The sequence below is a fragment of the Caldisphaera lagunensis DSM 15908 genome (assembly GCF_000317795.1).
GTDB lineage: Archaea > Thermoproteota > Thermoprotei_A > Sulfolobales > Acidilobaceae > Caldisphaera > Caldisphaera lagunensis.
This window is the reverse complement of record NC_019791.1, coordinates 521,803-543,297: the sequence shown is the minus strand read 5'-3', so window position 1 is coordinate 543,297 and position 21,495 is coordinate 521,803. Positions and strand designations below refer to the sequence as shown.

At 30.0% G+C, this 21,495-nt stretch carries 31 protein-coding genes and 1 tRNA gene; 11 read left to right on the top strand and 21 right to left on the bottom strand.

Annotated elements, in window-relative coordinates; all coding sequences use genetic code 11:
• Positions 1 to 9 precede the first annotated feature (9 nt).
• Positions 10 to 858: a TatD family hydrolase gene (locus tag CALAG_RS02755; RefSeq protein ID WP_015232221.1), complete on the bottom strand. Its 849-nt coding sequence runs from the start codon at positions 856 to 858 to the stop codon at positions 10 to 12.
• A 301-nt stretch (positions 859 to 1,159) separates the two neighbouring features.
• Positions 1,160 to 1,549: an adenosylmethionine decarboxylase gene (gene speD, locus CALAG_RS02750; protein ID WP_015232219.1), complete on the bottom strand. Its 390-nt coding sequence runs from the start codon at positions 1,547 to 1,549 to the stop codon at positions 1,160 to 1,162.
• Positions 1,550 to 2,048: 499 nt separating this feature from the next.
• On the opposite strand from speD, the gene CALAG_RS02745 reads away from it, so the two are divergent.
• A tRNA-Met gene (locus CALAG_RS02745) sits at positions 2,049 to 2,122 on the top strand.
• A gap of 332 nt (positions 2,123 to 2,454) precedes the next feature.
• On the opposite strand, the gene CALAG_RS02740 is transcribed toward CALAG_RS02745, so the two are convergent.
• Complete coding sequence (locus CALAG_RS02740) at positions 2,455 to 2,835, bottom strand: Rid family detoxifying hydrolase (RefSeq protein WP_015232218.1); 381 nt, start codon at positions 2,833 to 2,835, stop codon at positions 2,455 to 2,457.
• A gap of 79 nt (positions 2,836 to 2,914) precedes the next feature.
• Entirely contained in the window at positions 2,915 to 3,793 is an 879-nt protein-coding gene (locus tag CALAG_RS02735) for an NAD(P)-dependent oxidoreductase (RefSeq protein WP_281086585.1), read from the bottom strand.
• Positions 3,794 to 4,225: 432 nt separating this feature from the next.
• Here CALAG_RS02735 and CALAG_RS02730 point away from each other — a divergent pair, with 432 nt between their 5' ends.
• Both CALAG_RS02730 and CALAG_RS02725 read left to right on the top strand, forming a co-directional pair.
• The gene (locus tag CALAG_RS02730; RefSeq protein WP_048816698.1) at positions 4,226 to 4,810 is read left to right on the top strand and encodes a cysteine hydrolase family protein; all 585 of its coding nucleotides are present in this window, start codon (positions 4,226 to 4,228) and stop codon (positions 4,808 to 4,810) included.
• A gap of 105 nt (positions 4,811 to 4,915) precedes the next feature.
• Entirely contained in the window at positions 4,916 to 5,101 is a 186-nt protein-coding gene (locus tag CALAG_RS02725) for a ubiquitin family protein (RefSeq protein WP_015232215.1), read from the top strand.
• On the opposite strand, the gene rpsB is transcribed toward CALAG_RS02725, so the two are convergent.
• From rpsB to rpl7ae, 10 genes are all read right to left on the bottom strand, one after another.
• Positions 5,102 to 5,722, bottom strand: coding sequence for a 30S ribosomal protein S2 (gene rpsB, locus CALAG_RS02720; RefSeq protein WP_015232214.1), 621 nt, complete (start codon positions 5,720 to 5,722; stop codon positions 5,102 to 5,104). It lies immediately after the preceding gene.
• Complete coding sequence (locus CALAG_RS02715) at positions 5,719 to 5,958, bottom strand: DNA-directed RNA polymerase subunit N (RefSeq protein WP_015232213.1); 240 nt, start codon at positions 5,956 to 5,958, stop codon at positions 5,719 to 5,721. Before CALAG_RS02715 ends, rpsB begins: the two co-directional genes overlap by 4 nt.
• A 6-nt stretch (positions 5,959 to 5,964) precedes the next feature.
• Positions 5,965 to 6,423: a 30S ribosomal protein S9 gene (locus CALAG_RS02710; RefSeq protein WP_157463167.1), complete on the bottom strand. Its 459-nt coding sequence runs from the start codon at positions 6,421 to 6,423 to the stop codon at positions 5,965 to 5,967.
• Positions 6,410 to 6,856, bottom strand: a complete 447-nt coding sequence (gene rplM, locus CALAG_RS02705) for a 50S ribosomal protein L13 (RefSeq protein ID WP_015232211.1) — start codon at positions 6,854 to 6,856, stop codon at positions 6,410 to 6,412. The genes CALAG_RS02710 and rplM overlap by 14 nt, the downstream gene beginning before the upstream one ends.
• 10 nt (positions 6,857 to 6,866) lie before the next feature.
• A complete protein-coding gene (locus tag CALAG_RS02700; RefSeq protein ID WP_015232210.1) occupies positions 6,867 to 7,226 on the bottom strand; it encodes a 50S ribosomal protein L18e in 360 nt (119 codons plus the stop codon).
• Positions 7,223 to 8,065: a DNA-directed RNA polymerase subunit D gene (locus CALAG_RS02695; protein ID WP_015232209.1), complete on the bottom strand. Its 843-nt coding sequence runs from the start codon at positions 8,063 to 8,065 to the stop codon at positions 7,223 to 7,225. The genes CALAG_RS02700 and CALAG_RS02695 overlap by 4 nt, the downstream gene beginning before the upstream one ends.
• 80 nt (positions 8,066 to 8,145) lie before the next feature.
• Entirely contained in the window at positions 8,146 to 8,541 is a 396-nt protein-coding gene (locus tag CALAG_RS02690) for a 30S ribosomal protein S11 (RefSeq protein WP_015232208.1), read from the bottom strand.
• Positions 8,541 to 9,083: a 30S ribosomal protein S4 gene (locus tag CALAG_RS02685; protein ID WP_015232207.1), complete on the bottom strand. Its 543-nt coding sequence runs from the start codon at positions 9,081 to 9,083 to the stop codon at positions 8,541 to 8,543. Before CALAG_RS02685 ends, CALAG_RS02690 begins: the two co-directional genes overlap by 1 nt.
• Positions 9,061 to 9,555 (bottom strand): 30S ribosomal protein S13, encoded by a 495-nt coding sequence (locus CALAG_RS02680; protein ID WP_015232206.1) that lies wholly within the window; start codon positions 9,553 to 9,555, stop codon positions 9,061 to 9,063. The genes CALAG_RS02685 and CALAG_RS02680 overlap by 23 nt, the downstream gene beginning before the upstream one ends.
• Positions 9,556 to 9,599: 44 nt before the next feature.
• Positions 9,600 to 9,983, bottom strand: a complete 384-nt coding sequence (rpl7ae, locus tag CALAG_RS02675) for a 50S ribosomal protein L7Ae (RefSeq protein ID WP_015232205.1) — start codon at positions 9,981 to 9,983, stop codon at positions 9,600 to 9,602.
• Positions 9,984 to 10,076: 93 nt separating this feature from the next.
• Here rpl7ae and ppa point away from each other — a divergent pair, with 93 nt between their 5' ends.
• The gene (ppa, locus tag CALAG_RS02670; RefSeq protein WP_015232204.1) at positions 10,077 to 10,610 is read left to right on the top strand and encodes an inorganic diphosphatase; all 534 of its coding nucleotides are present in this window, start codon (positions 10,077 to 10,079) and stop codon (positions 10,608 to 10,610) included.
• 31 nt (positions 10,611 to 10,641) lie between these two features.
• On the opposite strand, the gene CALAG_RS02665 is transcribed toward ppa, so the two are convergent.
• Genes CALAG_RS02665 through CALAG_RS02650 form a run of 4 tightly spaced genes read right to left on the bottom strand, consistent with a single transcriptional unit; the run spans position 10,642 to position 13,179 of the window.
• Positions 10,642 to 11,934: a glycerate kinase type-2 family protein gene (locus CALAG_RS02665; RefSeq protein WP_015232203.1), complete on the bottom strand. Its 1,293-nt coding sequence runs from the start codon at positions 11,932 to 11,934 to the stop codon at positions 10,642 to 10,644.
• Positions 11,935 to 11,988: 54 nt separating this feature from the next.
• Positions 11,989 to 12,441 carry a hypothetical protein gene (locus tag CALAG_RS02660; protein WP_015232202.1) on the bottom strand — a complete coding sequence of 151 codons (453 nt, stop codon included), beginning with the start codon at positions 12,439 to 12,441 and terminating at the stop codon, positions 11,989 to 11,991.
• Positions 12,434 to 12,829 carry a hypothetical protein gene (locus CALAG_RS02655; protein WP_015232201.1) on the bottom strand — a complete coding sequence of 132 codons (396 nt, stop codon included), beginning with the start codon at positions 12,827 to 12,829 and terminating at the stop codon, positions 12,434 to 12,436. Before CALAG_RS02655 ends, CALAG_RS02660 begins: the two co-directional genes overlap by 8 nt.
• 11 nt (positions 12,830 to 12,840) lie before the next feature.
• Positions 12,841 to 13,179 (bottom strand): hypothetical protein, encoded by a 339-nt coding sequence (locus tag CALAG_RS02650; RefSeq protein WP_048816697.1) that lies wholly within the window; start codon positions 13,177 to 13,179, stop codon positions 12,841 to 12,843.
• 156 nt (positions 13,180 to 13,335) lie between these two features.
• Here CALAG_RS02650 and cyoE point away from each other — a divergent pair, with 156 nt between their 5' ends.
• Positions 13,336 to 14,187: a heme o synthase gene (cyoE, locus tag CALAG_RS02645; RefSeq protein ID WP_015232199.1), complete on the top strand. Its 852-nt coding sequence runs from the start codon at positions 13,336 to 13,338 to the stop codon at positions 14,185 to 14,187.
• 9 nt (positions 14,188 to 14,196) lie between these two features.
• Positions 14,197 to 14,928 carry a hypothetical protein gene (locus tag CALAG_RS02640; RefSeq protein ID WP_015232198.1) on the top strand — a complete coding sequence of 244 codons (732 nt, stop codon included), beginning with the start codon at positions 14,197 to 14,199 and terminating at the stop codon, positions 14,926 to 14,928.
• 15 nt (positions 14,929 to 14,943) lie between these two features.
• Here CALAG_RS02640 and moaA read toward each other — a convergent pair whose 3' ends face one another.
• The gene (gene moaA, locus CALAG_RS02635; protein WP_015232197.1) at positions 14,944 to 15,984 is read right to left on the bottom strand and encodes a GTP 3',8-cyclase MoaA; all 1,041 of its coding nucleotides are present in this window, start codon (positions 15,982 to 15,984) and stop codon (positions 14,944 to 14,946) included.
• A 268-nt stretch (positions 15,985 to 16,252) separates the two neighbouring features.
• On the opposite strand from moaA, the gene CALAG_RS02630 reads away from it, so the two are divergent.
• The 3 genes from CALAG_RS02630 (at position 16,253) to CALAG_RS02620 (ending at position 19,123) form a co-directional block, all read left to right on the top strand.
• Complete coding sequence (locus CALAG_RS02630; RefSeq protein WP_015232196.1) at positions 16,253 to 17,152, top strand: hypothetical protein; 900 nt, start codon at positions 16,253 to 16,255, stop codon at positions 17,150 to 17,152.
• A gap of 84 nt (positions 17,153 to 17,236) precedes the next feature.
• Positions 17,237 to 17,917: a TIGR00296 family protein gene (locus CALAG_RS02625; RefSeq protein WP_015232195.1), complete on the top strand. Its 681-nt coding sequence runs from the start codon at positions 17,237 to 17,239 to the stop codon at positions 17,915 to 17,917.
• 462 nt (positions 17,918 to 18,379) lie between these two features.
• Positions 18,380 to 19,123, top strand: coding sequence for a DUF357 domain-containing protein (locus CALAG_RS02620; protein ID WP_157463165.1), 744 nt, complete (start codon positions 18,380 to 18,382; stop codon positions 19,121 to 19,123).
• A 128-nt stretch (positions 19,124 to 19,251) separates the two neighbouring features.
• Here the strand turns inward: CALAG_RS02620 and CALAG_RS02615 are convergent, their stop codons facing one another.
• Entirely contained in the window at positions 19,252 to 19,686 is a 435-nt protein-coding gene (locus CALAG_RS02615; protein WP_048816696.1) for a CBS domain-containing protein, read from the bottom strand.
• 192 nt (positions 19,687 to 19,878) lie between these two features.
• On the opposite strand from CALAG_RS02615, the gene rpiA reads away from it, so the two are divergent.
• Positions 19,879 to 20,592 (top strand): ribose 5-phosphate isomerase A, encoded by a 714-nt coding sequence (gene rpiA / locus CALAG_RS02610; RefSeq protein ID WP_157463164.1) that lies wholly within the window; start codon positions 19,879 to 19,881, stop codon positions 20,590 to 20,592.
• Positions 20,570 to 20,986 (top strand): hypothetical protein, encoded by a 417-nt coding sequence (locus tag CALAG_RS02605; RefSeq protein ID WP_048816695.1) that lies wholly within the window; start codon positions 20,570 to 20,572, stop codon positions 20,984 to 20,986. The genes rpiA and CALAG_RS02605 overlap by 23 nt, the downstream gene beginning before the upstream one ends.
• Positions 20,987 to 20,991: 5 nt before the next feature.
• On the opposite strand, the gene CALAG_RS02600 is transcribed toward CALAG_RS02605, so the two are convergent.
• On the bottom strand, positions 20,992 to 21,168 hold the full coding sequence (locus tag CALAG_RS02600; protein ID WP_015232190.1) for a preprotein translocase subunit Sec61beta: 177 nt from the start codon (positions 21,166 to 21,168) through the stop codon (positions 20,992 to 20,994).
• Positions 21,169 to 21,495: the final 327 nt, after the last annotated feature.

Below are 21,495 nucleotides of genomic sequence, written 5' to 3'. Positions count from 1 at the left end.
TAAGATTATTTAAGGTCTTATGTTATAAGCTTCTTCTATATTATCAACATTAATTTTATATAAATATTCTTCATTTATGTTATATTTTTTTGAAAAGTATGTAATTTTTCTAGGCAGCTCCCAAGGATATACAACCTTTTTAAATGAGGGATTATCAGGAAAATCACTTTCTATCATAAAAATTGGTGGTAGATTATATAAAACGATATTTAAAACCTCATCAATTCCATATACTGTAGCTGAATATCCTAAACTATCGATTTCAGTTAGCATAGATGGTTTTGCGTGATGGAATACTATTTTCTTTTTATTTCTTATGTTTGCTTTATTAACACTATAATCAATAATTCTTACCGTATCGGTATCTGCGTTTTCTAGATGTAAATGGATCATACAATCATAATCTTTAGCGTATTCTAAAGCCTTTTCTAAAATTATTTGAGAAATTGCAACCCTTTCTGATTGAGTTTTGTAATGTTGTCTCCCTACTTCTCCAATACCAAAAAGCTTTCCCTCTTTACATAAGCTTGCCTCATATTCAATAACCTTTAATCCTAAATTTAATACACTACTTGGACTCATTTTTACCTTATCTATTAGAAAATCAATATCTTCTGGATGAAAGCCAGCTATACATGCTGTTTTAACTCCTATTTCATTAGATTTTTGGCATTCATTTATCTGATAATTTATCATTTTCTCATAGGAATCAAATCCGTTAAAATCATCAAAATAATCCCATGGAGATGAAGAAATATATGCAATGAACCAGCCATCGTTTGATTTGAATTTTTCTGATATTTTATAGCCTAATCCTTTGATAGGATTTATATGGGAGTGTGCATCTGCAAAGATCAATTAAATCACCATGTTTAATAATTAAGCTGTCTATTTATAGATTTCTAACTATAATTTTTGTATTATTAGGATTTTTATTCTTACTGGCCCCCAAATTTTCTATAGAGCTGTTTAATGCTTCTTTTGTAATTGTTAACCGGGGGGTTAACAATGAAGATTATTTTTTAAGAAGAAGCTTGTTCCAATGTTCTTAATAATAAGGAGGGAGCAAAAACAAAATCATTCAAAAAAACTTTTGTTTTTTGTTTTAATTTTATGTTTTTGGCCCCCAGGCCAAAATTTGTGAACCCGGGGGCCATTCCTATTCCAGGCTTCTATCTGTTATGCCGAATTCAACATCTTCTGGGTTTAACTCATTAACTATATAATCAAATGCCTTCTTAGGATCGGTATGAGATCCACAACTATAAACGTCAACTGTGGCAAATCTATATTCGGGCCATGTATGAATTGTTATGTGGCTTTCTAATACAATAGCCACTGCACTAACTCCTTCACCGATTTTCCATGCCTTAACATCTAAAATTGTCATATTACCTTCTTGACCAGCCTTGTTTAATAAATTAATTAAACCCTTTTCATCGCTTAATAAACTAATGTTTTTGCATCCCTTAATGTTTCCATAGATATGACGACCTACAACTTTTGGCTTTTTCTCATAGTCATCCTCTACTCTGTAGGCAGTCTGCATTTCTTACACCCCCCTATTTAAACCCTCTATAAATATATGCCCCAGCACTTTAAAATTTACCCCCCTCTTTATAACTATAATATTTATGGTCTAATTTTAGATGAGATTAAATTCACTTACCATAAATATTTATCTTTGAAAAATTAAAGGTTATCTCGTTAGTTGATGTTGTTCTTATTTTGTTTTTTGTTAAGACAAATTATATGATATGGCTTTCATGTATTTAATATATTATATTAATTTTTATTTTTACAGCTTGTGATTGTAATTTTTGATGATATATGTTGTTTTATGTATTTTAACATCTAAATCCTAATAATTCGCACCAAATTCTAAAAACTTGATATTATATCAACTACTTCATTTCATGAATAGCTAAAATTCTTAGTATAGAAATTTTAGATATTTAAAATTAATTTTATAAATAAATTCATCAATTATTCTGTTAAAAACTTGGAAAACATATAAAAAGCCCAAAAACTAACAATGATTAAAATGGAGCGGGGTAGGGCAGCCTGGTAGCCCGCGGGGCTCATAACCCCGAGGCCGGTGGTTCAAATCCACCCCCCGCTATATTTTAAATAACTTTTTATTTATGATATAAATAACACAGATGGATCAGAGAAAATTTTAAAGAAGTAAAACCATGTCTCTTTCATTGCTAACAAATTAAATGTGAAAAGTATAAATAAAGATTTTTTATTAAAAGATCCTTAAAGGATAATCCTAATGGAAAAATCAATAAATTAATAACAAATGTATTAAGTATTTATGGATTTTAATAGTTGTTATCATTAAACTAATATATTATGAGATCAAAGATTATGAGATCAAAGCTGAAAGAAATAAATTAAAAGAATTTATTATATAAAAAATAATTTAAATAATTTAAATTGCTTAGAAACTTAATCCTTAGCTGCTATTGCTTCTACTTCTATTTGAGCGTTTGCTGGCAAATCATTTACAAATATAACTGATCTGGAGGGATATTGACCTTTGAAGTATGTTGAATATATGTTATTAAATATTGAAAATTTAGAGGAGTCTTTCATAAACACTGTTACCTTAATTAGGTTTTCAAATGTTAAATTAGACGCCTCTAATATAGCCTTTATATTTTCTAATACTCTTCTTACTTGCTCTTCAAAATTATCGCTTACAATCTTTCCAGTTTTAGGATCTAATGGAACTTGACCTGAAATAAATAACAAACCATTATATGATATCGCCTGACTATAAGGTCCAATAGGTTTAGGTGCCTTATCAGTAAAAACTGCTTCCCTCATTATAATCCCCATATACTTTTAATAATCATGAATTAAAAAATTTTATTTAAATTACCTTTTATAAATTATTTTTAAATTTTTATGAACTGTTAATTTTCTTATAAAATTCAGATATTTCTGCAATATCTTTATTCCCTATTCCCAACGCATCTGATAATTTTAATATATCAGAAACATATTTTAATAGTGGAGAATATGTTACTCCATAATCATTTATGTATTCTAAAGTTTTTTCTGCAACATATTTACTCAATTTAACACTAAATATTTCTTTATAGCTATTATTTATCATCATTGGAAATCTTGATCTTAGTTGAATGGAATCTGCGCCTCCCATTGATAAGGCCTTAACTAATAAATCCTTATCAATTCTTAGTTTATCTGCTATTTGAGAAACTTCAGCTAAAAGAACTGTATTTGCTGTTAAAAGTAATGTGCTTATCAATTTTATTATGTTGGCATTTTCATTGCTTCCTAAATAGATGTATTCTCCCATATCTTTAAACAATTTATCAGATTTATCAACTAAATCTTTTCTTCCTCCAACATAAAATATTAATCTACCAGCCTCGGCGTCCGAGGGACCTCTTTCTATTTTTGCTGAAATATAATTTAATCCATTGTTATTAATGAAATTGATAACATCATTCAATTCATCATATCCCATTGTTGTCATATCAATAATTATCCCTTTATAATTAACTAATTCTTTTAGTGCTTCTATTACTTCCTTTCCAGTTGGTAACAATAATAAAATAAAATCAGAGTCCTTAGATTCTGAAATAGAGTTAAGAGGCTTAAAGCTCTTTAGGTTAGATAAAATTTTATAAGACGTAGGGTCTACATCATAACCTTCTACATCATATCCTTTATTTACAAGGTTTTTAGCAATACCCCTACCCATTCTTCCTAAACCAATAATACCGATCTTCATTTTTAGTGCCTCTTTTAGTTTTATTTTTATAGTAGAACATTAAATTTTTTTAAAATGGCTTGTATATAGTTTTAATAGAAAGCACATATTTTTAGGAGTTTTGATAAAGATTTCAGTTCCTCCATATTTCACTAATTCTTCAAATATCTACTTTGCTGAATTCCTCCCCACTCTAATGGATGAAGTTTCTGGCGAGAAATAAGAATGATATAAATTCATGAATTACTTAAATAATAAAGATAATAAACAAAAATCTTAAAGTCTTATAAGTAATATTCTTTATTTGTTGGAAAACATGTTTAATTTTCATACGTAATTTTAAACACGAAAGTTTTCTTTTGGTTAATATCATTTAGAAAAGAATTATTAATGAAATATATTTAAAAATCTCATGAAGTTTTTATTTATAAATAATCTTTATATATTTCTTCTACACATATTTTATCGGTGAGATATATGAGTTCATATGAAGATATTTTGAAACCAAGTAGTAGTGCGTTGATAGTTTGGGATGTTCAAAATATGTTAGTTCAAGGGATTTTTAATAGAGAAGAATTTATGAATTCTTTAAATAAATTAATTTCTTCTGCTAGATCTTCTAATGTACCAATATTTTATACCAAAATTACTCCTCTTCCAGATAGGTTCGAATCTCCAGCTAGAAAGTTTATCTTATCAAGGTGGGGCAGTAGAGGTTCATGGGGTCAAGATCCTTCTCTTTATGAATTGGCAGTAAAGCCAGAAAAGAACGAAATTGTGATAAATAAAAACACTGCAAGTATATTTGTAGGTACAAATTTTGAACTTATGGTAAGAAATGCTGGTATAACCACACTAGTCTTTACTGGAATAGCAACAGAAATTGGAGTCGAAAGCAGTGCTAGGGATGCATTCAATTTAGGCTTTTATCCAATAATTGCTGAAGACGCAGTTTCATCATATGATAAGGAAGCACATGAAAGATCTTTAGCTAATATGAGAAAGATGTTTATAGTTATGAAGTCTGAAGATATAATAAATTATTGGAAAAGGCTAAAGTAGGATAAATATGCTTTTATATATTAATTGTTAACTGGGGAGTTAACACTAACTAAATTGCTCTAACCTTTTTATAATTAGAATTATATTTATAGAGAGGTGATAAGCTTGAACGATCTAGAAAAGAAAGATACTAGAGAGTTGCTTGATATGGTTTATATAAGGCTAGAGCTCTTAGAAAAGGATGTTTCAGAAATGGCTAAGAGTGAAGGATCTAGAGGAAAATTAATTGCAATAAATGAATTAACCGAAGAAATAAGAGATATACTAAATATAATAAGAACTAAATGTTGATTATTTCTTTATTCTACTCGTTACGAAGTCCTCATAAGTGAAATCAGGTTCTTGTCCTGGTGCTAATAATCCTTTATTTCTCATAATTTCTCTAGTTAATAGCCAATAAACTAATGCTAAGCTCCTCCTACCTTTATTATTTGCTGGAATTATAAAATCAACATCTTCTATTTTATTATCAGTATCAGCTAATGCAACAACAGGTATTCCTATTTTACTTGCTTCTACCAATGCTTGTCTATCCGTTCTTGTATCTGTTATTATAATTGCATCGGGCTCCATATAATTATCTAGCTTAGGATTTGTGAATATACCTGGTATAACTCTTCCACTAATTGCTTTGCAACCTAATTTATCACACATTATAGTTATTGGTCTTTGCCCATAAATTCTTGTTGAAACAACTGCTATTTTCTTGGGGTCAAATGTTGATAAGAATCTACCCGCAATTCTTATTCTTTCATCTATTTTGTTTACATCAAGCAAATAAAAGCCATCTGGAAGTATTTTATAAACAAAGTTTCTCATGTATTTTGTGCATATCTGTGTTCCAAAAATAACTCCAGCTTTTTTATATGTATCTGATGAAACTAATAATTCCTTATTTTCTTCTTCACTCAAGAGCTAACACCCTTTTCCAATTCCTTAGCCCTTATAATTCTAGCTGTGCTATATTTTGAGATCTGTTCTATATAAGCCACACTAGTATAAAGAGTTCTTCTACAACAATACCTTTTTACTCCTAGATCATCCAAAACCTTTTCAGGATCTTCTCCAGCTTCTACTCTATTCTTAAAAGGTTCATATAAATGCCCAAGAGGGGCACCGCAAGTTAAACATCTAACAGGAGGTAACATAATTTTTCACCTATATGAAGTCTGCCAACCTCTTCTAGCTCCATATCTCATGTATTTCTCAGGCTCTGTTCTTCTGTAGTCTCCTGATAGCATTGATCTGTCATATTCTTCAAATATTTGCTTAATTCTCTCTGCTATCTCGTTTCTTTTTTGGCACTCTTCACTGTTATCATTGCATTTGAAATATGAGACCAAACCTCTCGCTATAGCGGTCCTTATTGCTGCTGCTTGACCCATAACTCCTCCTCCATTAACCTTAACTTCTATATCAATTAAGTTTCTAATTTCTTTGCCAACAAGCAATATTGGTTCCAAAATTTTTGTTTTTGCCATAACGTTAGGAATTATTTCAGCAGGGACTCCATTTACTTTTACTTTTCCATTTCCAGGTTTAATTATGGCTGTTGCAACAGCCTTTTTTCTTTTCCCTGTTGATATTATTACGTTTGCATTACTCAACAAAATTCACCTTCCAACCCATATTCTCTGCAATTACTTGCAAAGTTGTATACCTACCTCCTAATTTTTCTACACTAGCTTCCTGTACTTTTATAGCTTCCTTATTTTTATATTCTTTTGGAACACCAACATAAACAATTAATCTTTTTAATGCTTCTTCTCCTTTTTTATTATTTTTAGGCAACATACCTGAAACAGTCTTTTTAAATAATCTAGTAGGAGATCTAGCTCTCTTAGGTCTCCATTTATGAGAATAGTGCGTTTTAACGTTTAATATTGTGTCTTTGTAAAACTGAATTAATTTTGTCGGATCTCCGCTTACAGCTATTTTTTCCGAATTTAATACTACAACTTTCTTTCCTTCTAATAATAATTTTGCTACATGGCTTGCTAATCTACCTAATATTGTATTGCTACCATCAATTACTATTTCTTCCATTATTATCACCTCATATTAATATTTTAATACTCTTTCCCTCTGGATATGTTTTTAATGCTTCTTCTATGGTAATATAGTTACCTCCAGAGGATCTTATTTTTTCTATAGCTTCTTTGGAAAATGAAAAAGCTATTATAGTTACTTTTTTGTTTATCCTCCCTTCTCCCAAAACTTTTCCAGGTATCAATATTACATCATTATCATTGGCAAACCTATTTATTTTATTTAAGTTAACTGCAATTCTCCTTCTCTTAGGTCTTGATAATAATTCAGCAGCATATAACCATATCTTAGATTTGGTATTCTTATATTGCTTTCTCAAACTACTGATAGTATTAAGCAATATTTCATTTGTAACTTGTCTCCTCATGCATTACTCACCTTTTCTATTTTTTCTAACAGCTCCTCTACCCTCCTATCAAGGCTATTAGAGGCTTCTAAAATAATTTGCTGTGGCTCTAAAGATCCGTTAGATTCTACAGTTAATAATAACCTGCTGCTATCATATCTAACCTTTATTATATCTTTACAAGAACTTTCTTCACAATACCTTAATCCGCTTGTGTTTATGTTTGTTTTATATTCTATTGTTGTATTTTCTCTTGCTTTTAATGAGTTGGCAACTTCTTTATAATATGAAACACATTCTATACATTCATCAGTTGCTTTTTCGCCATTTATATCAACTAATGTAGTATATTGTAAAACAGATGCAGATGCAGGGCTCCATTTTCCATGCTCTTTTCCTCTACCAAGTCTAGCGTATGCAACTAAATGAATTCTTTGTCCGGGCGCTAAATAAACAATTGGGGTATCTGGATATGCAGGCTTTATGCTTGCATCAGAAAACTTCAAATCAGATGCCTTAACATAAATACCGCTTCCACTATCATTACTTAACTCCTTTTCAAGAACTATTTGTGTGTAACAATTTGTATCTGTTTCACTTTTTCCTGCACAATTTTCTGGTAAACCATATTTGTGAATAGCATCATCAGATTTCAATACTAGTAAACCTAATCTATGAGCTATTATTTCATCATAAACGCTTGTATCATTATCGTAAAAATAAACATAATCAACTGCCATGGTTGGTACATCCGATAAAACAAGCCTCCTTAAAGCATTGCCAAATGCTATTGGAAATCCTTCTAGATATACTGTGATTCTATTGTTATTGAAATCTAATATGTCAACACTTTTTTCCATTTTTGCCACCTAATCGTCTGCAAAATAATAAATAATACCGGGCTAATTAAATTTATATTAAAAAATGAATAAGATAAGGTTTAGACTCTTCTTCCTCTCCTTCCACCAGGTCTCCTTGTTGTATCATGAGGTATTGGAGTTACATCTTCTATTCTGCCTATAACAAATCCTGCTCTTGCTAAGGCTCTTATAGCAGATTGAGCTCCAGGTCCTGGAGTTTTTGGACCGTGGCCACCAGGGGCCCTAACTTTTATGTGTATAGCTGTTATCCCTCTATCCATGGATGTTTGGGCCGCCCTTATTGCAGCTATCATTGCTGCATATGGTTGTGGTTTTTCTCTATCTGCCTTTACAACCATACCTCCTGAGACTCTTGAAGAAGTTTCAGAACCAGTTAAGTCAGTTATGTGAATTATGGTATTATTAAAACTGCTATAAATATGCGCAATTCCCCATCTAAGTTCCCTAAATGCCATCATGACTCACCTTTTTCTTCTTGAGTTCCAACACTTTCAATACTTTTTTCCATAATCTCTTTAATTGGACTCCCAACAGCATATGTTATTTTATCCTCATCATCTCTTGTAACTAAATATCCAGGATTTGTAACCCTTTTACCATTAATAGCTATATGACCATGTGTTATGAATTGCCTTGCTTGATAAATGGTTTTAGCCATGCCTTTTTTAAAGACTATTGTTTGCAACCTTCTTTCTAAAACATTTTCAGATGTTAATCCTAAGATATCATCAAGACTTGAATCTTTATTTATTAAACCTAATTTGAACAATCTATCTAGAAGGCTTTTACTAGCTTCAGATCTTTGAGGCTCTGGCAACGCTAATAGGTGTCTAGCTTGATGTCTAACCTTTCTTATTATTGTCTCTGCTGTCCATAACTCTTTTTTGTTCCTTAATCCATATCTTCCAATTATTTTAATTTCTGTTTCTAGCCTGGACTTAATCCAGGGATGTCCAGGTCCTTCCCATCTCTTTCTACTGTTTTTGGGATCCCCCACTTGTCTCCACCTTCTCCTTCTTAACTCCTATGGTCATTCCCAACCTACCTGTTGTATGGGTCTTTTGCCCCCTAACCTTTAATCCTAATTTATGTCTAACTCCTCTCCACGAATTAACTTTTTGTTCTCTTTCTACATCTCTTCTAGCCACAAATATTAGCTCTGCTCCTATAAGATGTTTATCTAATCCTGTTTCATAATCTTTTCTTCTATTGTACATCCAATTAGGTAACTTTAGCTTTGTTAAATCGTTTAATACATCTTCTAAACTCTTTAATTCTTCATTGCTTAAATAACCAATCCTTTTCTTGGGATCTATACCCAAATGCCTAACAATTGCTAAAGCTGTTTGATAACCAATACCTTTGATTTTACTTAATCCTAATATTACATTTAGATTACCATTTATGTCAGTTTCTGCAATTCTTAGCACATATTTGAATTGTTCCTCTTTTTCTCCTTTAGTTGGCATTCAACATTCCCCGAAAATAAAAGATATTTAAACCTTTAATAGTTCTATGCACCAGCTTTAGCTCTTAGTTCTTTTATTTTTTCTACAACTTTCTTAATATCGTTTTCTGCTTCTCCACCTTCTACTATAGCAACGCTAGCTGCTCCAACCTCTATGTTTACTGCTTCTCCTAATTTTTTCTTGCTGGGAACATATACAAATGGTATTTTCTTTGCATCGCATAGTAATGGCAAGTGTGCAACTATTTCCGGTGGATCTACATCTGTTGCAATAACAACTAGCTTTGCATTTCCTCTTTCAACAGCCTTTGTTGTTTCATTTGTTCCTTTCTTTACTTTACCGCTTTCTTTTGCCTTACCAACTACTTTATACACTTCCTCAGCCAGATCCTCTGGCACCTCAAACAATACATAGCTTGGTTTCGACATGCTCATTCTCCTCCCCGATTGGGTCGTCATAAATATTGTTAACTGTTTAACTTTTAAATATAACGCACCCCTATAATTAATAGGTGTGAGATAGTGTGTCTAGATAATCTAGGTCCTGGTAGTAAAGCCCCAGATTTGGTTAACATGTTTGTAGAAATTCCAATGAATAGCAGCGTTAAATACGAGCTCGATGAAGAAACTTGTTTAGTTAAGGTTGATAGATTTTTATATACAAGCATGTCATATCCATTTAATTATGGATTTATTCCAGGAACAAAATCTGAAGATGGAGATCCAATAGATTTGTTATTAATAAGCAGGGAGCCTATAATGCCTGGTTCAATAATTGAAGCCAAGCCTATAGGGATGCTTATTATGCAAGATGAAGAAGGGCCTGATAGCAAAATAATAGCTGTTCCAAAAGAAAAGCTTGATCCAATTTATGGTTCATGGAACAACGTTAATGATATACCAGATTTCTTAAAGAAAAAGATTTCTCACTTCTTTGAACATTATAAAGAATTAGAACCTGGAAAATGGGTCAAAGTTACTGGTTGGGAAGGAGCGGATAAGGCAAAAGCAGAGATACTAAATGCAGTTAAGAGGGCAAAAGAAGAAAAAGCTTAATTTTTATAATTTGATAAATTTTTATAAAATTTTATTTTATTGTTATAATAATAACATTATTTAGATTTGATCCAGTTTGACCTGTTTTTATTAATAAATTTGCCTTATTTAAAACATAATAGCTGTTGTTATTTTTTAATTCCTTTTTTATATCAATTCCAAGAGATTTAATATAATCTATATCTTCCCCGGAAAGCAATGCACCAGCAGAATCTGTAGGCCCATCTATTCCATCTGTAGCAATAGCTAAGATAGCTGTCCTATTTTTATAATGAGTATTTTCGCTTATTTTTAATCCCCATGATAATGCCAATTCCATATTTCTACCACCAATTCCATTTCCTTTTACTGTAACGCTTGTTTCTCCTCCAAGAATAAAAGCAACAGGAGGGCTAATGGGTAGGCCTTTATTAATACAATCCAAGGTTATTGATGCTAAGGCATATCCCACTTCTCTTGATTCCCCTTCAATACGAGACGTTAATATAATAGTCTTATATCCCATATTGGAAAGCAAATTTGAAACGTGTCTAAGTATTAATTCATTATTTGCTATTATTTCATTCTTTATTTTTTCAAATACCTTATCACCAGGTTTTGGGGTTTCTCTTATATTTCCTTTAATCCCTTCCGATAATACATCTAATACAGATTTTGGTATTTTGTCATTTAAACCATAATTTAAAATAACATTAAATGCATCATTAAATGTTGTGGGATCAGGAACGGTTGGTCCTGAGGCTATTTGATCTAATACATCTCCTGGCACATCGCTTGCATATAATCCATATGCTTTTTTAGGATAAATATATGATGCAAGCCTTCCCCCTTTGATTTGAGATACATGCTTTCTAACTGTATTTATTTCTGATATACTTGCCCCAGAATCTAAAAGTAATTTATTTAAAACTTTAATATCATCTAAGGAAATTTTATTTAAGGGCTTTTCAACCAAAGAAGAACCTCCACCTGATATTAGAAATAAAAAGTTTGTTTTTTCATCACTTGTTTTAATCCATTCCATTATAGAATCCGCTGCCTTAATACTGTTCTCATCTGGTATTGGATGGCTTGACTCTATTACTTCAAAATTTCCTTTAGGTCTTTTACTTCCTTTGGGTATAACAACAACCCCACCTTCAATTTTGTTATCTAATATTTCAAGTGCTCCATCACTCATTGATGTAGAACCCTTACCAAATGAGATGATTATAACGTTATTTATGTTAATGTTTTTAAGGTATTCTTTAACATGTATTGATAAGTCAGATTTTACTAATATTTCATTAATCAAACCTTTTAAATCATCTTTTGGATTAGTCATTTTAATCCTCTTAATATTGTTTATAATAAAACTTTTAAACAATATACAAAAATCCTATTTGTTTTCAACAAAATATTCTATAAAAGGTATTATAATGCCTGGGGCAATAATGAATGCAATATATATTAACAATATTATAGATAAATTTAATGTTATGTAAGCTTGTACACCATTTATTGTAATTGGTCCTGCGCTTAATATGCCATTATTAAAATAGCTTAAAATAATTAACAAACCTAGTAAAGATGAGGTAGCCCTTAACAAGGGGTTATAAATTGTTCCCTTCATAATTCTTGCAACAACATCCAATCCTACGAACAAGCCTATATAAATATATATTTCAGAAGGAAGTAACGACGTTATTGCTGTAATTTGATTACTTAAGGTAGAGGAAATTAACGTTAATAAAAAAGGTAAGAGATAAATATAAACTATTGAGTATAAAATCCCTTCCAAAATACCAAGTAATATTTGTTTTATGATCCAATATATTTTTTTCTTATCCAACGTTATTCACTTCCGTTAAATTAAAGAAGTACATATTAGCAATTTTTCCAGCAAAGGTAAATTCATATTTTGTTGCATTTTCAAAGTAATAAATAGGTATGCATTTATTAATAGTTTCATTAGGTATTAAGTTTCCCGTAAATAATATATTATTGGAAGTACTTCCATTAAAATATTTCAATTTCAATAAAATTGATGCATTATAAATTTCTATTTCGTTATTATATTTAATATTAAATAATAATCCAGGGGTTCCATTACATGTTGTTTGTGTTTCTGTAATATTTAATGGATGTTGTGTAAAGCCTGAAATAAATTCATATAATGGATATACAGCGAGTCCAATCAAAATTAAACCGGCAATAATGGCTAAAATGCCAAGCTTCAATTAAATCCCCATCATTTAATTAATTCAACTCCTTTTGATAATATTGTGGAGGCAGCAGCAAGTGATATACCTAAGAATGCAACCTTAACTAATAAGATAACCAAGGCTTCTGCCGTAAATGATATTGGTACAGAATTTGATGAGCTGGAATTTAAAGGACCTAATAAATTAAGGAATCCTGGGTTCAAAAATGAAAGGTATGCTTCATAAAAAACAAAAACTAATAATATTACACCAATAGCAATCAATGCTATTCCAATGTATTTTGATGTTTTCTTATCATTTACATTTGTTTTCTTATCATTTACATTCTTCTCTAATTGAGGTTGATTTTCTTCTTTTGAAGACAAAATTTTCACCACTATATTTTATATTATTTAAGTTTAAATTCTTTCATTAAATATTCTAGGTTAAAATAATTAGATTTATATACATTGAATAAAAATTAATAATGTATAAATTTAACTATATAAGATAAATGGTAATAACTTTATTTGGGGGAAATAATGAGTTTTATAAAAAAAGCAAAGGCACTATTTAATATGACAAAACCAGCTCAAATGGGACTACTTTTAATAACAGTATATGGAGCATATTTTGCTGCTGGAACTTCAATAAATATAAGAAACTTATTATTATTGTTACCGGTAGGTATAGGAGGTATTGGTGGAGTAACTGCTCTTAATATGTATTTAGAAGTAGATATAGATTCTATAATGGCGAGAACTAGGAAGAGACCCTTGCCCTCAAAGCAGTTATCAAACACAGAAGCCATTGTTGGAATAATATTGCTTATTTTAATTGGAATTATAGCAGCTGATTTTATAAATAAATACGTTGTATTCGCTATAATAATGGGTCTTTTCTTTGATATAATTGGATATACAGAATTAACTAAGAGGACAACTGCAACAAACATTTTGTTTGGTGGAATAGCGGGGGCTATGCCTTCTTTGGGAGGTTGGGCAGCAGCAACAGGATATTATGGCATAGGAGGTATATTATTGGCATTGATAGTTTTGGCATGGATTCCCATGCATATTTGGTTTATTGTTTATTATAATATAGATGATTATAAAAATGCATCAATACCTATGCTTCCAGTAATTTCAAATGAAAAAACCTTTGGAAATATAGTTGTATTTTCAATAATATCTCTTGCTATATTATCATGGCTTTTTTACTTTTTAGAAGGAAGAGGTATGATTGCAGCTTCCTTATCAACAATATTAGTTATAATAGCATTATTAAAAATTAATAAATTCATGAGATATCCGTCAAAAAATAATGCATTATCTGTATTTAAATTTGCAAATTCTGTTATTGCTGTTGTATTTGTTTTAGCAAGATTCTTTTAGGTGATAATAATGAGTAATCTTTGTAAAGGAATATGGTTATATGTCTGCATTTTTTATTCAATCTCAGCATTCTTATTTACATTATCAATATTAACAATGCATGAGATTATGATATCTTCAGGAATATTTTTAATTTCATTAATTGAGCCAATAGTTTTCTTAAAAAGAAGAGACTATTATATTTATGCTACATTATCAATAATTTCTGTCCTATTTGTTTTAATTTCTCTAAAATATTTATCATTGATAATATTAGTTTTATCATTGATATACGTTACTCTTAAAGAATTTAAAGCAATAGTTTCTTCATCACTTTTAATAGCTTCAATGATAATATTCATGTTTCAGTCATTATTAATAGAAAAGATTTTATTTTTTGTCTTTTTATTATTATCAACTATTTCAATAGGATTTGTTACTAAAAGAGTACATGCATTCGTTATAGTAATAGTAGCTTTAATATCACTTTTTACATCGCCTCTTGTTGGATTAATATCATCATCAGTTGTTGCAGCTATAGCATCATTTTATTTTAGACAAGAAGAAAAGGTATGTCCATTTACAACTGATGCTGGATTAGCAGTTGGTGGAGGTTTTATTGCAGGGATAACAATAATATTATCAGCATTGTATGGTTGGAATTTAATAGTATCTTCCTTGCTTGTTTTAAGCGTTTTACTTTTATTGTCAGGCTCTATGAAACCAGAAACAGTTTTAACAAATAAATATGAAAATAATTAATAATAATTCCTTATATTAATAATTAAATTTTATTGATTTCTTTGGAAGAACTAGCCTAGCCCCATCATTATTTGTTATATATTGATTTGTATTAATATTATACAAAGTATAAGGCCTTCTAAGAGTATTAACTTCAATAAATGCATCTATTGCATTTTTAATAGCAACCTCTCTTGGTTTATTTCTTATCCTTGGCAATAATGATACACCTGGTTTTCTCCAATTAATGCAGGGCGTTAATGTACCATCAGCAAGCAATCTAACTCTCATGCAACCTGCACAAAAAATGGGGTTATTATATGATTTAACCATCTCTACTGTTGTTCCATCCGGCATAATATAAATAGGTCTATTATGTAATTTTCTATTTATGACTTTAGCCCCATTTTTGATTAGCATGTCTTCTATTAATGATAGCGGGTAGTGTAAACTATTAAATTGCCTTGAACCAGCATTTATTGGTTGCAATTCTATTAGCTGAAGTGTTACTTTCTTATCAGAAGCAAATTTTATTAATTCTATTACTTCATTATTATTTAATCCATTTACAATGGAAGCATTTATTTTAACTTTAAGATTATATTTTAAAGCTTCATCAAGACCATTCAATGCTTTTTCTAGGCCATCAACCCCTGTTATTTTATAATACGTTTCTCTATTTAGTGAATGTATTGATATGTTTACCCTATTTAAGCCAACATCCCTTAGTTTTTTAGCATAAAACTCTAAAAGATAACCATTTGTAGTCATAGATATATCAGAATTTTGGGCATATTTTCTTATGTTATGAACTATATCTACTATATCATTTCTAACTAATGGTTCTCCTCCTGTGAGCTTAAATCCTGTAATTCCTATTTTTGATGCTGCTTCTGCAACTATAGAATAATCTTCCGGTGTAAGTTCTGGAGGCATTGTACCTATTTTTTGTGGTTTACCTATAGGATCTCCTTCTAAATGACAAAATATGCAATTATAATTGCATTCTCTTGTTACAGCAATTCTTAAATTTTCTAAAGGTCTTCCATATGCGTCGATAAGCCTTTTTTCTAACATTCTTTGCTCCTCTTATATAATTTTATTTTCATCATTTTATTGATTCATGTTATATAAAGATAAAATAAATGTATATATATTTAATTTAGAGTCTACTATAAAAAAGAAATGTTAGATTTAAAAGACTATGTAAATAATGAGAAAATCATTATAAAAAGAGAGACAATTAATCATAATTAATCAAAGAATTATTTAGGTTTTAAAAAATATTATAAATAAACTTATATGACTATTAAGTGCAGGAAGAACTGATTTGGAGGATTGAAAAATGAAGGGAGGAATAATATCGATACTCTCGCCAAGTGAAGAAAGCGCGAAGCAAGCAGCTGAAAGATTGGGAAAGTTACAAGATAAAGGAGATCTAAATATTTATTATAGAAAACAAAATGATTATATTTTATCTACTATAACACCAACGCAATATCCATCATCTATAATAAATGCATCAATAGCCGCATCTCTTTCTAATAAAATAATTATTTTACTAAATGAAAATTTAGATTGGAAAGATGGCGAATTATTATTAATATCAAATTCTTCTGGTGTTAAATCAATAGCTATTCATAATAATGTTACATTAATTAAGAAACTAATAGGATCTTTTGATGCAAACAATATAGAAATCAGCTCAGATTATGAAAATGAACTAAGATATCAAGAACCTGAAGAAAGAAAGGAGGATTTCGTTTATATCGATAGAATATTTACTGTTAAAGGTGTTGGAGCTGTTATGTTAGGATTTACTTTTATGGATTTAGAAGTTCATGATAAACTCATTGCACTTCCTTCAATGCAACAAGTAGAAATAAAAAATATTCAAGTATTGGATGAAGATCAAACAAAAGTAGGGAGCGGAGTAAGGGTTGGCTTAGCTTTAAAAAATGTAAAGGCAGAAGATTTAAAGGATACCTATGCTTTAATACCTGAGGAAAAGAAAGTTGTTAAATCCTTAGAAGGGGATCTTATAAAATATCCATGGAGTGAAATCAAAGATAATAGTCAATACCATTTTATAGCTGGAGGTATAACAATAATGGGTCACTTAAAGCTAGATAAAAAAGCCAAGGTTGAATTAAATAAACCAATGCCATTAACAAAAAGAATTATGGTTGTTGATGTTAATTCAAAAATTGGTAAACCAAGAATTGTTGGATATCTCATTCTCTAATGCTGATGTACTATAAATGCTAAAATTTAACAGGACATTAATTAAATATTAACTCTCTTAGATAAAAATAAAAAGGGATTAGAAATGAGCTATGACTTAAAGAAGCCTGTTGATCCTGATGAAATAAATGATGAATTGGGAAAATTATTGGTAAATATTTCAAGACAAAGCGTTGAATATTATTTTAAAAATAAAAAGGTAATGGAATTGCCCAAAGATCTTCCTGAAATTTTATACAGACCTGGGGCTGCATTTACAACTATAGAAACTTATTACTCTAAGGAACAACATTCTTTAAGAGGATGTATTGGATTTATTGAACCAATAAAGCCTTTAATAAAGACTGTAATTGATGTTTCTATAGAAGCTGCATTTAATGATCCTAGGTTTGAACCAATGAACCCAGAAGAGCTTGACACAGTTACTTTTGAGGTATCTGTACTTTCAAAATTAGAAGAAGCACCTAAAGATAAGGAAGGTAGGATAAATTTTATAGTTATAGGGAGAGATGGATTGGTTGTAGAAAGGGGGTATTATAGGGGTTTGTTATTGCCTCAGGTACCAGTTGAAAATCTATGGGATAAAGAAACATTTTTATCAGAAACTTGCTTAAAAGCCGGATTATGGCCTGATTGTTGGCTAGATCCTAAAACAAAGGTCTATAGATATAGAGCTATGGCATGGAAGGAAGTAGAACCAAAGGGAAATATAGTTAGAAGGGATTTAGCCTTAGAATATGAATCTTTAATAAATAAAACTAGGTGAACTACCCTGCTCTTAAGGACGGAGCATCCCCACCTCGCGGTGAGGATTTCCTGCTTCTTAGAGCAACCTCGATCTCCCTACATCCACAGCGGAGGTTCCATCAAACGGAACCGTTTCGTTATATCCCGTGTGGAAGAGGAGTTATGGAGGGTCTGCTCTCCACAGGCTTAATCCCCAGTCCCTAGGGTATGACCCAGCACTTTCAGCCGAGGCCTTATATTTATTATTTTATTATTACCATAAAAACATTTCTATAAGGGGGCTATCCATCCCTCGCAGAAGGGGACTTCCGCCCCTTAATCTCCATAAGGTTAAAAAATTAAAATATTTTACATTAAAACATAATAAAAATCTTACCTTTTAAGGTCTGATTATAAAAAGAGATGTGGTTTTATTATAAAAATAAAAAGCTAAATTATTTAGATTTCAAACGCGTAGTTAATAGTGAATAAGGGAGAAATAATGGAAAATCTAAGATCAAGAATTGAAAAATACATAAATAATGTTGAAGAGGCATTAAAAGATTTAGACTCAAAGAAAAATTTATTGAATGAAAAAGGAATTAATATTGAGAATTTAATGGTTAATATGAAAGCCTATTTAGAAGACGCAAAGTATTTTTTAAAGGCAGATAAATTAGAAGATGCCTTAGTTTCTATTTCCTATTCAGAAGGCCTTATAGATTCATTGAAATTTATGAATTTAATAGAAGTAAAATGGCCTGAAAATCCAATAAAAGAAACAAGGGTATTTGTTGCTGGAACGTTTGATATATTACATCCAGGTCATGTGCATCTATTAAAATTTGCTTCTCAATTCGGAAAGGTTTTTGTTGTAATAGCTAGGGATATAAATGCATATAAAAATAAAGGAAGGCCAACAATTTTAGATGAAAACACAAGATTAGAAATGGTATCTTCTATAAAATATGTGTATAAAGCAATGCTAGGCGATGAAAATGATATTATAAAGCCTATTGAAATAATAAGGCCTGATATAATAGTGTTAGGCCCTGATCAATCTATTTCAGAAGAAAAGCTGGTATCTATAATAGAGGCTAGAATGAATTACAAACCAACAATAATTAGGTTTAAGGAAAAAGAAAGATTTTCAGGAGATTTAAGAGGGTCAAGCGATATTTTAATCAAAGGGTGTGAATATTTAGAAAAATATGGAAATGTTTATAAGAATAATAAGAACAAATAAGTTAGCAATTAACATTCACAAATAACGCTTTTTATCAAATTTTCTTTTATTTAAATTGTTTTCATAAATTGTATAAAAATTAAATAATAGATGTTTAATCCTTGATAAAAATTTATTTTAATAAATTTTTAATCTCCACCAAGTATTTCGCTAGGTTCAACTCCTATATCTATTTGAGTTATGAATTTTTCGAGTTCTCTAATGGTAACCATACATAAATAATATCCAGCATCATCAACTATAGGTAAATGCCTAAAACCATAATATGCCATTGTTTTAATAGCTTTTGAAGCACTCCATGAAGGATTTCCTATAATAGGATTTTTTGTCATAACGTCTTCTATAATAACTTCTTCTAATTTTTTATTCTTAACTAATACTTTATTTAAAAGATCCCTTTCAGTAAAAATTCCAATAATTTTTCCATGTTCATCTATTACTGCCACTGCTCCAATACCCGTTTCATTCATAACCTGTATAGCCTTACTCACATTATCTTTAGGATAAACTTTAGGTTGAAGGCCAGGACAAATTGTAATTATAGGTGGCCCTTCATTTTGCATATATATCACCATATTAATGTAGGAAGTAGAAGATATTATATGTTTAAATTACGATTGTTTATTATAAATAAACTTGGTATTCTTAATTTTCTCTTTATAGAATTTATTATGGAAAGAGTTAATATCTTAAAGAGAGAATTATTATTTTCCATGATATAAAAACTATATTAAAATATAAATTCAAAAATAAGAATGAAAAAGAAGGGAAAAGGAATGCATTGCGACCCAAAAAAGGAAGCTGCTAAAGGAGCTCTTGAGTTAATAAAAGAATTCATATCAAATTATGAAATAATAGGGCTAGGTACAGGCTCTACTACTCAAGCTTTTATTATGGAATCTAAGGAATTATTAAAAAATAAAAAATTAATTAGCTCTAGTAATTCCACATCATTATTTTTATCTTCTTTAGGCTTAGAAACAAAAGAATTCCCCCTTCTTAATTCAAACTATATTTATATAGATGGAGCAGATGAAGTTACTAAACAAGGATATATGATTAAAGGAAGAGGTGGGGCATTATTAGGAGAAAAGATTTTGGCATATTCTTCAAGTCTAAATATATTTGTAGTTTCTGAAGAAAAGCTAGTAAATAAGTTAGGAGAAAAAAGACCAGTACCTATAGAAGTAATACCTAAAGCCTATCCATATCTTTTAAATATTTTTAAAAGAAATAATTTAAGGTCTGAATTAAGGCAATGCAACGCTAAGGATGGCCCTATTATTAGCGATTGGGGAGGTTATATTATAGATGTTTATACTGGTCCTATGGATGATCCAAGGTATTATGATAACATGCTTAGATCATTTCCAGGTGTTGTAGAAACTGGTATATTTATGGGTTTATCAGATTATATAGTAATTGGAAAAGAAAGTTGTGGTTATGATGTCATTAGGATTAAAAGATAGCCTTTCGTTAAAAATCGATGAACAAACATATCAAGAGACTCCTGAGAAATGGGAGAAAAAAGTAAAAGAGGAAGGATTATCTAATAAATTTATTTTAATAAGTAAAGAACCCGAATTATGGGTTTTTTTAGGGGAACATGGAGATCATTTGATATTATCTAAAAATGATACTGCAATATATTGTAGTTGTAAAGGCTTTAGGATGGAAATAGAGAAAAAAAGTAATAAAGGGTGTACCCATGTATATGCCCTTAAGATAGCAAAGAAGTTTAATAAATTTAGAGACGTCTCAGCAAATATAAGCATAGAAGAACTTAATAAGATAATAGAACAAATTATGGAACTAGATTATAGCAGTTATTTAAGAACAATTTTAATTAAATATTCTAGTTAAAAATTTTAAATAAATCTGGCAAAAATTATAATTATTGCCACAGCAGCTGATATTATTATTAATGTAGTGGGAGATATTTCTATTTTACTTTCATAGTCCTCATAAAATGATATCAACCCAGCTGCAGTCATCGGAGAAGTCTGTTTCTTCTTTGAAGACCTCTTCTTAGGCTTAGTTGACATCGATGTTCACTCCACTTCTATATACTGTAAATTAGAGCTTTTAAACTAATGGTATTTAAGAGTAGAGATCCTCTTATATGGATTCTTATTGAGAAGTTTTTGGTTAAATCAGACAGTTATAATTGTTGATACGATACTAATCATATTCTATTTTTGCTCTTTATTATGTTTAAGTTGAAAGTTTCTTTATAATATCACCTAGAGACCCATTCAGTGAAGGTAATTTAAAGAAAAATCCATATTAATTTTTAAAAGAATATTTAAGGTTATTTTTCCTATAAAAAGGAAACGTATTATAATTAATGATAAGTTAGTTCTTTATTATAA

Coding starts and splice junctions, on each gene's coding strand:
- speD (WP_015232219.1), bottom strand. CDS start 1,549: ATGCAGACTGCCTACAGAGTAGAGGATGACTATGAGAAAAAGCCAAAA.
- CALAG_RS02740 (WP_015232218.1), bottom strand. CDS start 2,835: ATGAGGGAAGCAGTTTTTACTGATAAGGCACCTAAACCTATTGGACCT.
- CALAG_RS02730 (WP_048816698.1), top strand. CDS start 4,226: ATGAGTTCATATGAAGATATTTTGAAACCAAGTAGTAGTGCGTTGATA.
- CALAG_RS02715 (WP_015232213.1), bottom strand. CDS start 5,958: ATGTTACCTCCTGTTAGATGTTTAACTTGCGGTGCCCCTCTTGGGCAT.
- rplM (WP_015232211.1), bottom strand. CDS start 6,856: ATGGAAGAAATAGTAATTGATGGTAGCAATACAATATTAGGTAGATTA.
- CALAG_RS02700 (WP_015232210.1), bottom strand. CDS start 7,226: ATGAGGAGACAAGTTACAAATGAAATATTGCTTAATACTATCAGTAGT.
- CALAG_RS02695 (WP_015232209.1), bottom strand. CDS start 8,065: ATGGAAAAAAGTGTTGACATATTAGATTTCAATAACAATAGAATCACA.
- CALAG_RS02690 (WP_015232208.1), bottom strand. CDS start 8,541: ATGGCATTTAGGGAACTTAGATGGGGAATTGCGCATATTTATAGCAGT.
- CALAG_RS02680 (WP_015232206.1), bottom strand. CDS start 9,555: ATGCCAACTAAAGGAGAAAAAGAGGAACAATTCAAATATGTGCTAAGA.
- rpl7ae (WP_015232205.1), bottom strand. CDS start 9,983: ATGTCGAAACCAAGCTATGTATTGTTTGAGGTGCCAGAGGATCTGGCT.
- CALAG_RS02665 (WP_015232203.1), bottom strand. CDS start 11,934: ATGACTAATCCAAAAGATGATTTAAAAGGTTTGATTAATGAAATATTA.
- cyoE (WP_015232199.1), top strand. CDS start 13,336: ATGAGTTTTATAAAAAAAGCAAAGGCACTATTTAATATGACAAAACCA.
- CALAG_RS02640 (WP_015232198.1), top strand. CDS start 14,197: ATGAGTAATCTTTGTAAAGGAATATGGTTATATGTCTGCATTTTTTAT.
- moaA (WP_015232197.1), bottom strand. CDS start 15,984: ATGTTAGAAAAAAGGCTTATCGACGCATATGGAAGACCTTTAGAAAAT.
- CALAG_RS02630 (WP_015232196.1), top strand. CDS start 16,253: ATGAAGGGAGGAATAATATCGATACTCTCGCCAAGTGAAGAAAGCGCG.
- CALAG_RS02625 (WP_015232195.1), top strand. CDS start 17,237: ATGAGCTATGACTTAAAGAAGCCTGTTGATCCTGATGAAATAAATGAT.
- CALAG_RS02620 (WP_157463165.1), top strand. CDS start 18,380: ATGGAAAATCTAAGATCAAGAATTGAAAAATACATAAATAATGTTGAA.
- CALAG_RS02615 (WP_048816696.1), bottom strand. CDS start 19,686: ATGCAAAATGAAGGGCCACCTATAATTACAATTTGTCCTGGCCTTCAA.
- rpiA (WP_157463164.1), top strand. CDS start 19,879: ATGAAAAAGAAGGGAAAAGGAATGCATTGCGACCCAAAAAAGGAAGCT.
- CALAG_RS02605 (WP_048816695.1), top strand. CDS start 20,570: ATGTCATTAGGATTAAAAGATAGCCTTTCGTTAAAAATCGATGAACAA.
- CALAG_RS02600 (WP_015232190.1), bottom strand. CDS start 21,168: ATGTCAACTAAGCCTAAGAAGAGGTCTTCAAAGAAGAAACAGACTTCT.